Source organism: Roseovarius indicus, assembly GCF_008728195.1.
GTDB lineage: Bacteria > Pseudomonadota > Alphaproteobacteria > Rhodobacterales > Rhodobacteraceae > Roseovarius > Roseovarius indicus.
In genome coordinates this window covers 1688970-1699702 of the sequence record NZ_CP031598.1, presented here as the reverse complement: position 1 = coordinate 1699702, position 10733 = coordinate 1688970, and the positions used below count along the sequence as shown (strand labels likewise).

Annotated in this window: 9 protein-coding genes and 2 pseudogenes; 9 read left to right on the top strand and 2 right to left on the bottom strand. The window is 62.1% G+C overall.

Going from position 1 to position 10733, the window contains the following annotated elements; genetic code table 11:
• Positions 1-70: 70 nt before the first annotated feature.
• From RIdsm_RS07790 to RIdsm_RS07755, 8 genes and pseudogenes are all read left to right on the top strand, one after another.
• Positions 71-573 (top strand): annotated as a pseudogene (locus tag RIdsm_RS07790) (IS6 family transposase); the annotation flags it as partial.
• 384 nt (positions 574-957) lie between these two features.
• Complete coding sequence (speB, locus tag RIdsm_RS07785; protein ID WP_057821601.1) at positions 958-1911, top strand: agmatinase; 954 nt, start codon at positions 958-960, stop codon at positions 1909-1911.
• A 24-nt stretch (positions 1912-1935) separates the two neighbouring features.
• Positions 1936-3006: an ABC transporter substrate-binding protein gene (locus RIdsm_RS07780; protein WP_057821602.1), complete on the top strand. Its 1071-nt coding sequence runs from the start codon at positions 1936-1938 to the stop codon at positions 3004-3006.
• Positions 3007-3069: 63 nt separating this feature from the next.
• The gene (locus RIdsm_RS07775; RefSeq protein ID WP_057821603.1) at positions 3070-4116 is read left to right on the top strand and encodes an ABC transporter ATP-binding protein; all 1047 of its coding nucleotides are present in this window, start codon (positions 3070-3072) and stop codon (positions 4114-4116) included.
• Positions 4113-4967: an ABC transporter permease gene (locus RIdsm_RS07770; RefSeq protein WP_057821605.1), complete on the top strand. Its 855-nt coding sequence runs from the start codon at positions 4113-4115 to the stop codon at positions 4965-4967. The genes RIdsm_RS07775 and RIdsm_RS07770 overlap by 4 nt, the downstream gene beginning before the upstream one ends.
• Positions 4964-5764, top strand: a complete 801-nt coding sequence (locus RIdsm_RS07765; RefSeq protein WP_057821607.1) for an ABC transporter permease — start codon at positions 4964-4966, stop codon at positions 5762-5764. The genes RIdsm_RS07770 and RIdsm_RS07765 overlap by 4 nt, the downstream gene beginning before the upstream one ends.
• The gene (locus RIdsm_RS07760; RefSeq protein ID WP_057821609.1) at positions 5757-6788 is read left to right on the top strand and encodes an alcohol dehydrogenase catalytic domain-containing protein; all 1032 of its coding nucleotides are present in this window, start codon (positions 5757-5759) and stop codon (positions 6786-6788) included. The genes RIdsm_RS07765 and RIdsm_RS07760 overlap by 8 nt, the downstream gene beginning before the upstream one ends.
• A complete protein-coding gene (locus RIdsm_RS07755) occupies positions 6788-7558 on the top strand; it encodes a carbon-nitrogen hydrolase family protein (RefSeq protein WP_057821611.1) in 771 nt (256 codons plus the stop codon). Before RIdsm_RS07760 ends, RIdsm_RS07755 begins: the two co-directional genes overlap by 1 nt.
• A gap of 10 nt (positions 7559-7568) precedes the next feature.
• Here RIdsm_RS07755 and RIdsm_RS07750 read toward each other — a convergent pair whose 3' ends face one another.
• On the bottom strand, positions 7569-8465 hold the full coding sequence (locus RIdsm_RS07750; RefSeq protein ID WP_057821612.1) for a LysR family transcriptional regulator: 897 nt from the start codon (positions 8463-8465) through the stop codon (positions 7569-7571).
• Between the two features lie 176 nt (positions 8466-8641).
• Between RIdsm_RS07750 and RIdsm_RS07745 the strand changes: the two are divergent.
• A pseudogene (locus tag RIdsm_RS07745) lies at positions 8642-9313 on the top strand (IS6 family transposase).
• Positions 9314-9682: 369 nt separating this feature from the next.
• Here the strand turns inward: RIdsm_RS07745 and RIdsm_RS07740 are convergent.
• Positions 9683-10720 carry a TRAP transporter substrate-binding protein gene (locus RIdsm_RS07740; RefSeq protein ID WP_057821614.1) on the bottom strand — a complete coding sequence of 346 codons (1038 nt, stop codon included), beginning with the start codon at positions 10718-10720 and terminating at the stop codon, positions 9683-9685.
• Between the last annotated feature and the right edge of the window lie 13 nt (positions 10721-10733).

Here is a 10733-nt window from a genome sequence, read left to right as displayed (position 1 = left end):
TTGGCCGTTAAGCCAGGTCTAAGAAGCCATCAAATGCATCAGGATATTTCAATTCTCGGTCTCGAAAGCCAGAGCCCAGCGGATGCGCTGCTACTCGAATTGGCAATGGCATCTCGACGAGGTCTTTGTAAAAATCAACGGCGAGACACATTACATGTGGCGTGCTGTCGACCATGAAGGCGAAATTCTCGAGGCCTTCGTCACCAAGCGTCGAGACCGCAAGGCAGCGTTGAAATTCCTAAAGAAATTGATGAAGCGCTACGGTCAACCAGAAGAGATCGTCACCGACAACCTGCGCTCCTACGGCGCCGCGATGAAAGACATCGGGAACGCGGATCGGAAGAATACAGGGCGCTGGCTCAATAGCCGAATAGAGAACTCACACCTGCCATTCCGACGAAGAGAGCGCGCCATGTCCGCTTCCGGCGCAGGCGAAGTTTGCAAAAATTCGCCGCCGTCCATTCTTCAATCCACAACTTGTTCAATTCGGAGCGCAGCCTCTACAGCAGACAAAATTTCAAGCGCAACCGCGCCGCTGCTCTCACCGAGTGGCGCCAACTCGGCGCGGCATAAAGGACAGCTTCACTGTCCGAGCTGAGATGAGTTGGACTCCGTCTGACACCTCCCGCTTGCGCATCCCAGGCTACTGAAGCCTTGGGGGGGGGGGCGCCGAAAGTACGTGCCAACGTGTGAAACTCTGGCCGAGAACGCAGCATCCGTCGGACCGTCGCAATGTCAGCTAAGGGCCACCCGCTAACTCGCTGATAGGTCGGAGGGCGGCTTTCGCCGCGCGCGGAACCGTCTATCGTTCATTGAGGAAGAGAGACCTACCGCACAGACGTGAAATACATTTGGATGAGCAAATGTATTCGTTCGTAAGATGATATTCGACCGACGCAGAACTCATTTATCCTTGAGCAACCGAATATACGGCGATCGATTTGGCAGGGATGCAGAATGCGTAGTTTAAACCAACCTCTTGGAGGCAATGACATGCCGCGTTTCGGTGGGCCCGCGACGATGATGCGGCTTCCAGCGCACGAGAGCGCCGAAGGGCTCGATGCGTGCTTTGTCGGTATCCCATTGGATATCGGTACGTCGAACCGTCCAGGCACGCGCCTGGGCCCTCGCCAGATCCGCGATGAAAGCAGGATGCTGCGTCCCTACAACATGGCCACCGGCGCAGCACCCTTCGATCATATTCAGGTGGCAGACATCGGCGATGTGCCGATCAACACCTTCGACCTCAAGAAATCCGTTGGCATTATCGAGACCTTTTACGACGAGATCCTCTCGAACAGGGCAATTCCGCTTACCCTAGGGGGTGATCACACGCTGACCTGGCCGATCCTTAAGGCTATGAAGAAGGTGCACGGCCCGGTGGCGCTGATCCACGTGGATGCCCATGCCGATATCAACGAGGAAATGTTCGGGGAAAAAGTGGCCCACGGTTGCCCCTTCCGTCGCGCGTGGGAAGACGGCTGCCTCGATAATGACCGGGTGTTCCAGATCGGCCTGCGCGGCACCGGCTATTCCCGCGACGATTTCGACTGGGGCCGTGACCGGGGGTGGACGGTGATTCAGGCCGAAGAATGCTGGTACAAGTCGCTCGCCCCTCTGATGCAGCAGGTCCGTGAGGCCGTGCAGGACAGGCCGGTCTACATTTCTTTCGACATCGACAGCCTCGACCCCGCCTTCGCCCCCGGCACCGGAACGGTCGAGCCCGGCGGCCTGTCGACCTGGCAGGCGCTTGAAATCGTCCGCGGCTGCCGTGATCTTAATATCGTCGGCTGCGATCTCGTCGAGGTCTCGCCGCCCTACGACCCCACGGGCAACACCGCTCTGATCGGGGCGAATTTGTTGTACGAAATGCTCTGCGTCCTTCCAAATGTACCGCAGGGCGCCAAGTAACCTCAGAAACAGGGAGACTGAACAATGATGAAGAGACGCGAATTCATTACGACGACCAGTGCGGCCGCGCTCGGCACGCTCGCGGCGCCGTCCCTCGCCTTGGCGCAGGACAAGACGCTCAAGGTGGGCACCTACGGCGGCTATTTCGAGGAAAGCTTCAAGACCCATATCTTCCCCGATTTCACCGAGGCCACCGGCATCGAGGTCGAATCGATCGCCGAGCCCACGGGCGAGGCCTGGCTCGTCCAGCTGCAACAGGCCGCCCGCGCCGGCCAGGCGCCGGCCGACGTCTCGATGATGGCGCAGGTCGCGCGCATCCGCGGCGAGCGCGCCAACCTCTGGGCCGAACTCGACCGCAGCGCCATGCCCAATGTCGAAAACCTGCCGGATCACTTCGTGCACGGCTATGAAGGTGCAGGGTTTTACGGCACCGGCGCGGTGTCCTGGTACATCAGCCTGGTTAGCAACACCGATGTATATCCCGATGCCCCCGAAAGCTGGACGACGCTCTGGGATCCGGCCAACGAGAACAGCCTCGGTCTGCTGGCCCTGGCGTCGAACTCCTTCCTGCTCGAGATCACCGGGCATTGCTACTTCGACGGCACCGACATTCTCGCCACCGAGGAAGGCGTGCTGGAGGTCATGAACAAGCTGGCGGAAGTGAAGCCGAATGTCCGCCTGTGGTACCGCGACGAAGGCCAGTTCCAGCAGGCGCTGGAAACCGGCGAGATCCCGATGGGTCAGTATTACCACGACGTGACCGGCCTCGCAGCAGCCGATGGCAAGCCAGTACGCTCGACCTTCCCGAAAGAGGGCGCCGTGCTTGATTCCGGCTCCTGGGTGGTGTCCAAGGCTTCCGAGGCGATCGAGGCCAGCCAGGTCTTCATCGACTACATGTCCCAGCCGGAAATCCAGTCGAAACTCTCGCGCTTCGTCGGCACCGCACCGACGATCCCGCGCGACATGACCGACCTCACGGACGAGGAATTCGCCGCCGTCTCTTCAGAGCAGGAGCCGATCCTGCCGAGGTACGAACTCTATGTCGACAAGGCCGACTGGGTGAACCAGAAGTGGTCCGAGCTCGTCACCGGCTAAGTCAAGCGACGCCAGACCGGCCCGGAACGACCCCGGGCCGGTCACGATCAGAAGGATTCCTCCATGACCGAGCTGTCGCTGCGCAGCATGACCAAGCGCTTCGGGCGTTTGACCGCGGTTGAAGACGTCACCCTCGACATACCCGACGGCAGTTTCGTCTGCCTTCTCGGGCCGTCGGGCTGTGGCAAGACCACCTTGCTGCGCCTGCTCGCCGGCCTTGAGATGCCGACCGAAGGTCAGGTGATCGTCTCGGGCGAGGATCAGACGGCAGTGCCTCCGGAAAAGCGTGACTTCGGAATGGTCTTCCAGTCGCTTGCCCTCTTCCCGCACCTGAGCGTGGCCGACAACGTCGCCTATCCCCTCACAATCCGCGGCCGCTCGAAGGCCGAGGCCCGCAAGCGCGTGACCGAACTTCTCGACCTCGTGCAGCTTTCCGGCCTCGGCGACCGGCGCATCCACCAACTCTCCGGCGGCCAGCGCCAGCGCGTCGCCATCGCGCGCGGCCTGGCGATCGACCCGAAAGTGTTCCTGCTGGACGAGCCGCTTTCGGCACTCGATGCCAATCTGCGCGAACACATGCAGGTCGAACTGCGCCAGCTTCAGCAGCGCCTTGGCGTCACCACGATCGTCGTGACCCACGACCAGAAAGAGGCGCTGACCATGGCCGACATGGTCATCGTGATGAACGAGGGCCGAGTTCAGCAGATCGGCTCGCCGATGGAAATCTACCGCGATCCCGCAAATGCCTTCGTGGCGGGCTTCATCGGCACGTCCAACCTGCTGCCGTGCACTCTCGACGCCGACCACAACATCGAGGTTCTTGGCCACCGCTTCGACGCAGCCGAAGACGACCGGATCAAGAGCGAACCGGGCTCTGACCTAATGCTCTCCGTCCGGCCCGAGGATGTGCGGCTGGAGGCGGCGGGCACCGGCCTTCCGGCCAAGGTCATCTTCATCCGCGACCTCGGCGAAAGCATCCAGTACGTGCTCGACCATGACGGCCACGAAATCACCGCGCTCTACGCGCCAAGCGCCCGGCCGGATATCGATCTGGGCGACGAGGTCGGCGTGAGTTTCGCCCCCGGAAAGCGCGTGGTGTTCCCGGCATGAGCCAGCAGCCGCACAAACCGACGCCGGGCTGGCTGACCCTTCTGCCCACCGCATGTCTGCTGGTGTTCTTCGTCGTGCCCTTCGCCATCATGCTCTCGGTCAGCGTGGCGCACCGGGTCTCGGGCGGTTTCTACGAGCCGGGCTTCGAACTCGACAGCTACCTTCGCTTCTTCTCCGTGTTCTTCGGAAAGATCCTTCTGACCTCCGTGATGATTTCGGCAGGCGCAGCCGTCATCTGTGTGCTTCTCGCCTTCCCCTTCACCCTCAGTCTCGCCCGCATGAAACAGCGCGGTCAGACCATCGTGCTGGTGATCCTGCTATCGGTTCTGTCGCTGTCCGAGGTCATCATCGGCTTCTCGCTTTCCACCCTGCTGTCGAAGACGGCCGGGGTCGGCAACCTGCTGGCCTTTCTCGGCATCATCGAGGAATCACGCGCCTACACGCCCAGCCTGCTCGCGTTGATGACGGGCATGTGCTACCTGGCGCTGCCCTACTCGGTTCTCGTCCTCTATCCTCCGGTCTCGCGCCTTGACCCGGAACTGGGTGAAGCGGCCCGGATGATGGGCGCCAGCCCGCTTCAGACGTTCAGAACGGTCACACTGCCAATGCTGCGCAAGCCGATGGTGGGCGCGCTCATCCTCGTCTTCGTCTTCACCCTCGGCATCTACCTTCTGCCCCAGGTCCTGGGCCAACCACAGCACTGGACATTGTCCGTTCACATCACCGATCAGGCGATCTTCCAGTCGAACCTGCCTTTCGCCGCAGCCATGGCCGTGCTTCTGCTGCTGGTCTCGCTGCTGATGGTCGGGCTCTCCCTTCTTCTGAGCCGCGACAAGGGGGCGGAAACATGACCCGCCGCCTGCAAACGCTCTATGTCGTCGTGATCCTGCTGCTTCTGGCGGCGCCCATCGTGGTCGTGGCGGGGGTTTCCCTCAACGGTCAGCAAAGCCTGGTGTTCCCGCCGCAGAACCTTTCGCTGAAATGGTATGTCGAGCTGTTCCGCAACTCCGATTGGCTGATACCGCTGCGCAATTCCCTCGTGATCGCCGCCGTATCCAGCCTGCTGGCGGTGGCCATCGCCCTGCCCTTGGCGCTGCATGCCTGGTCGCGCAACAACTGGCTCGCACGATCGCTCTACGTGCTTGGGGTGGCGCCCTTCATGCTGCCCCCGGTGATTTCCGCCCTCGGCTTCCTGGTATTTTGGGTATCGGTCGGCATGTACGGCCAGATGACCGCCACGATCATCTCGCACGGCGTGTTCCTGGTCACCCTGCCGGTGGTCACCATCAGCCTCGGGCTGGCGGCGGTCGACACCTCGCTGATCGAAGCCGCCCGAACCATGGGCGCCCGGCGCGGCCAGGTCCTGCGGACGGTCATTCTGCCACTGCTGACACCGTTCATGATTTCCGGCTACGCCTTCGCCTTTGTCCTGTCGCTGAACGAGTACATCATCGCCTACATGGTGGCCGGCTTCACCGTAGAAACCCTGCCCATCAAGATCTTCAACTCCCTGCGCTATGGCTACACCCCCATCATGGGCGTCGTCGCGGTCATCTTCGTGGCACTCGCCGCGCTGACCTTCGGCCTGATCGGGCGCTACGGAAATCTGCCGCGCCTGCTCGGGGCGGAAAGGATTGGAAATGACTGACCTGCCCGACACCATGTTGGCGGCCTTGTGCGATGCGCCGGGCAAGCCCCTGCGCCTTGACCGGGTCCCGGTGCCAAAGCCCGGCAAGGGCGAATACCTCGTGCAGATGGAAACCTGCGGATTGTGCCATTCCGACCTGCACGTACAGCAGGGCGACGAGCCTCTCCCGGAAGAGGCGTTTCCCCTGATCCTTGGCCACGAAGGCGTCGGTCGCATCGTCGCCGGCGACGGGCCCCTTGCCGTTGGCACGCGGGTTGGCCTGCCCTGGCTCTACGAGACCTGCCTCGATTGCGATCCCTGCCTGCGCGGGCGGGAGACGTTCTGCCCCGAGCAGAAGGCGCGCGGCCTCGACGCCCCCGGCGCCTTCGCCGAATATGCCATCCTCGACACGCGCTTCGCGACGCCCATCCCCGACGGACTCGACCCCGTGACCGCCGGCCCGCTGCTATGCGCCGGGCTCACGGCCTGGTCGGCACTGGCGCGCTGCGACGTCCAGGCTGGCCAGCGCCTGCTCGTGGTGGGCGCCGGCGGGCTTGGCCAGTACGCCATCGAGATCGCCCTTTCGCGGGGCCTGCGCGTCGCAGTCGTCGAACCCGACGAACGCCGCCGGTCCGAGGCGCTGTCGCATGGCGCCAGTCTCGCGGTGTCGCCCGACGCCGTGCAGGAAATCCGCGACTGGGGCGGCGCCGACATCACGCTAAACTTCGCCCCGACTCCCTCGGTCTGGGACCTGATCGCCAAGGCTGCCAACCCGCTGAGCCAGATCGTGGCGGTCGCCCTTGTCCACGAGCCCGTTCCGCTTTCCATGATGTGGCTCATTGACGGTGGCCACCGGGTCATGGACTCGTCTGTCGGTACGCGTGCCGACCTCCGGCAGTTTCTCGACTTCGCCAGCGATCATCCCTTCAAGGTCGACCACGAAGTTCTGCCCTTCGACCAGATCGGAGAGGGGCTCGACAAGCTTGCCCGCGGCGACGTGCGCGGCCGGATCGTACTCAAATTTCCCGCCATGGGCGCGAGCTGATGCTGAAACTGGCCCTCTGGCAAGGCGCGGGCGTCGCGAATGACCATGCCGCCACCCTATCCGAGGTCGAGCGCATCGTGTCCGATGCTGCCGCTTCCGGCGCCGGGCTGATCGTCTTCCCCGAAGGCTACCTTACCGGTTACCACATTCCCGGCCTGACCGCCGCCGACCTCTCCGATGTCGAGGCGGCGTTGGCCCGCGTCGGCCGAATCGCGGCCGACAACGCCATTTCGGTCGTCATGGGCTCGCACGTGCTTTCGAACGAAGGTGTGCGCAATGCCGCCGTGATCTTCTCCTCCACCGGGGAAGAGCTTGGACGGTATTACAAGCGCCTGCTGTTCGGGCCATGGGAAAAGGAAACCTTCACCCCCGGCCGCCATGTCACCCGTTTCGAGGTTGGCGGCCTGAACGTGGGCGTCCTGATCTGCTACGATGTCGAGTTCCCCGAGCTTGTTCGCGAAGAGGCACAGGCAGGGGCGGATCTCGTCGTCGTGCCAACCGCTCTGATGGCTCCCCACGACCGCATCGCGCGTCAGCTCGTGCCTGTCAGGGCGATGGAGAACCAGCTCTTTCTCGGCTACGCGAACCGCACCGGAACCGAGCACGGACTTGATTTCGTCGGCCTCTCTTCGATCAACGGGCCCAATGGCGAAACTTTGGCCTCCGCCGAGGCCGACCAAAAACTTCTGTTCGCCGATCTCGACCCCGACCTCCTTCGACGCGAGCGCGCAGAGAACAGCTACCTGGAAGACCTCGACCGGAACGACTGACACCCCCGGTTCAATCGCCCGGGTAAAGCGCCAGCATTTCCTTGCGGAACAGCTCGATCGTCGCCGGCCGCGGCGCATTCCGGGTCACCAGGCTCATCGGCACGTCAAGATTGGGGCCGCTGAACGGCAACCGCCGCAGCTTGCCCGTCTCGACATGAGCCCGCGCGGCATGTTCCGGCAACAGCCCTAGGAAGGCCCCACTCAGCACCAGCGCCATCTGCGCCTCGATCTCCTGCACGAAGGCATCCTTCTCGGACAACTGCCACCCCCGCTGGCGCCGCCGGCTCCAGTAGCGGCGATGCGCCCAGGCGTAGCCGGTATAATCGCAGGAGGTCAGGCTCTCGTTAGGCTGGTCGAACAGCACATGCCCCCGGCCGCAGTAAAGCCCGTGCGGCTCGTGATAGATCGTCTCGTAGTCAAGCCCGCTAACAAGGTTGTCGAACCCGCCTATCCCTACGTCGAAACTTCCGTCGAGTATCCCGCTCAGGATATCCTGCGGCCGCTCCACCGTCAGCTCGATCCGCACCGCAGGGGCAGCATCGACAAACACCTTGATCGCTTCCGGCAGCCGAAAATCCGGGTCGCTGACAAGACAGTCGACCACGGCGATTTTGATCCCCCCCACCAGGCTGCCGCGCAGCTCGGCCAGCTTGCTTTCGTGCTTGGCCATAGTGGCGAGCAGCGATTGGCTCATTTCGTGGACGATCCGGCCCTTCTCCGTCAGCAGGAATCCACGCCGCCCCCGCTGGCAAAGCTTGACCCCCAATCGTTCTTCGAGCGCAGTGATGTGGTTGGAGATCGTCGGCTGACTGAGACCGAGCTCAACCTGCGCCGCGGAAATGCCGCTGTTACGAACGACGCTGTTAAAGACGGCAAGGAGGTGCAGTTCTGTCCCGGTGATCTTCATCCTCGCATAGAAGCACTCAAACCCCGAACTCAACAAGCCGATAATAATATTGACGGGCTAGGTCGGTCTCGACGCGTCGGTGCGGATGTCTGAGTTCGGCTCACGATGAATAACCGACTAAGGCAATGTCACGTTAACCGCGTGGTGATCAAACGGGGGTGAAGATGTTACCCACCGTGCACCGAGTTTCCTACGCCCGCCATCGTTTTCCGCCTGCGATCATCCAGCATGCCGTTTGGCTCTATTTCCGGTTCGCGCTGAGCTACCGCGATGTCGAAGATATGCTCGCGGAACGGGGTATCGATGCATCCTATGAGACCGTCAGTCGATGGGTGTTGAAGTTCGGAGCGACCTACGCAAACCGGAGCCGAAAGCGCAGGCCACGCCCCTCGGATTGCAGGCACTTGGACGAGGTCTTCCTTAAGATCGGTGGCAAGATCGTCTATCTCTGGCGCGCTGTCGATGATGAGGGCGAGGTGCTCGACATCCTGGTTCAGTCGACGCGAGATCGGAAGGCCGCATCGAAATTGCTGCGAAACTTGGTGAAAAGATAGGGCTATGTCCCGGATGCTATCGTGACGGGTCGGCTTCGGTCCTACAGCGCCGCGTTGCGGGACTTGGGCTTGGCCAACAGGCACGTGACTGGTGGCCGCGTGAACAATCGGGCTGAGGTTTCACATCAGCCGACCCGACGCCCAGAACGGCAACAAGTCCGCTTCAAGTCACCAGGTTCGGCGCAGCGTTTTCTTTCGACCCACGCTGCGATTGCCAACCTCTTCAACGTACAACGCCACCTGATTTCCCGCCGCACACTGAAGGTATTTCGACCCGCAGCCGTGGCCGATTGACGTGAGATTGTGGCGACCTGATGCCGAATGCCGCGCTTCGGCCCATCGCCGCGAATTAACGTGACAACGCCAGACGCGAGACAAGCGAGCGGTCCTGAAACTCTTGAAGAAAGCTATACTGCGCTACGGGCGGCCCGAAAAGATCGTTACCAACTAACTACGGTCCTACAGGACCGCGCTGAAGGACAGCGTCACTGCCCCCAACTGAGACCCGTTCGAATCCGTCTGACAGGCCCAAGAACCGTGTCGATCTCGCCCTTGCCGGCAAGGTCTTTCAGCGCGTCGAAGGTAAGGTTGGCGCTCATTCTCGCTCTCCCGTGAAGTGAAAGGAGCGCCTTGTTAAAGGCGCTCCCTGGGTGTGGGGCCAGCTTACTCGAAATTGTAGGGCACGCCGGCCTGGTTGATGACCGAGTTGTACTCGCGGAAAATGCCGACGATCTTCTCGTGAACCTCGCCTTCCTGGGCGATCTCGTCCCAGAATTCCTTGGCGGCGTTCTCGACCTCGGCCCATTCGGAGGCGGGCACCGAGCGGAGTTCCAGCTTGTCGCCGTTGGCGCGCAGCGCGGCCTCGCCGCCCCAGTACCATTGGTTGCGGTAGGTATGACCGGCTTCGACCCCCGCCATGACGACCGATTTCAGGTGGTCGGGCAGTTCGGCCCAGCGTTCCTGGTTTGCGAACCACGATCCGATCCAAGCGCCCGAAATGTTGTTGGTCAGGAAGTAGTCAGTCACGTCGGCCCAGCCCACCGTGTAATCTTCGGTGATGCCTGACCATGCCATGCCGTCAAGCTCGCCGGTCTGTACGGCAACTTCGGCGTCCTCGTAGGGGATATTCACCGGGACCACACCGAACTTGGCAAGGAAGCGGCCCGCGGTCGGGAACGTATAGAGCTTCAGCCCGTCGAGATCATCGACTGACGTGATTTCCTTCTTGGTGTTGAAGTTGCACGGGTCCTGCCCCGCCGCCGACAGCCATTGCACGCCGACCTTGCCGTATTCCTCGCGCCAGATATCGGCGAGGCCGTACTGGTTGAACAGCACTGGCACGTCGAGGATATGCTTTGTGGCGAAGGGGAAGTAGCCGCCGAAGACCCGGAGAGGGGTGGGAGACGCCATCGAGTCGTCATCCGAATGGACGCCGTCGATCGTGCCACGCTGCAACGCCTGGAACAGTTCGCCCGTCGGAACGATCTGATCGGCATAAAATAGTTCGATCTCAAGCTCGCCATTGGAATTGGCGTTAATATAGTCGATGGCCGGTTTGGTCACCTGTTCGCCAAGGGCACTGCCGGCATAGGTCTGGAAGCGCCACTTGATCGCAGATTGCGCCTTGACGATTGCGGGCGTCGCCAGCGTCGCGGGCACGGCCACACCGGCCGCTCTCAGAAAATTGCGTCTTGTTGTCATCTTAAATCCCTCT

Coding starts and splice junctions, on each gene's coding strand:
- speB (WP_057821601.1), top strand. CDS start 958: ATGCGTAGTTTAAACCAACCTCTTGGAGGCAATGACATGCCGCGTTTC.
- RIdsm_RS07780 (WP_057821602.1), top strand. CDS start 1,936: ATGATGAAGAGACGCGAATTCATTACGACGACCAGTGCGGCCGCGCTC.
- RIdsm_RS07775 (WP_057821603.1), top strand. CDS start 3,070: ATGACCGAGCTGTCGCTGCGCAGCATGACCAAGCGCTTCGGGCGTTTG.
- RIdsm_RS07770 (WP_057821605.1), top strand. CDS start 4,113: ATGAGCCAGCAGCCGCACAAACCGACGCCGGGCTGGCTGACCCTTCTG.
- RIdsm_RS07765 (WP_057821607.1), top strand. CDS start 4,964: ATGACCCGCCGCCTGCAAACGCTCTATGTCGTCGTGATCCTGCTGCTT.
- RIdsm_RS07760 (WP_057821609.1), top strand. CDS start 5,757: ATGACTGACCTGCCCGACACCATGTTGGCGGCCTTGTGCGATGCGCCG.
- RIdsm_RS07755 (WP_057821611.1), top strand. CDS start 6,788: ATGCTGAAACTGGCCCTCTGGCAAGGCGCGGGCGTCGCGAATGACCAT.
- RIdsm_RS07750 (WP_057821612.1), bottom strand. CDS start 8,465: ATGAAGATCACCGGGACAGAACTGCACCTCCTTGCCGTCTTTAACAGC.
- RIdsm_RS07740 (WP_057821614.1), bottom strand. CDS start 10,720: ATGACAACAAGACGCAATTTTCTGAGAGCGGCCGGTGTGGCCGTGCCC.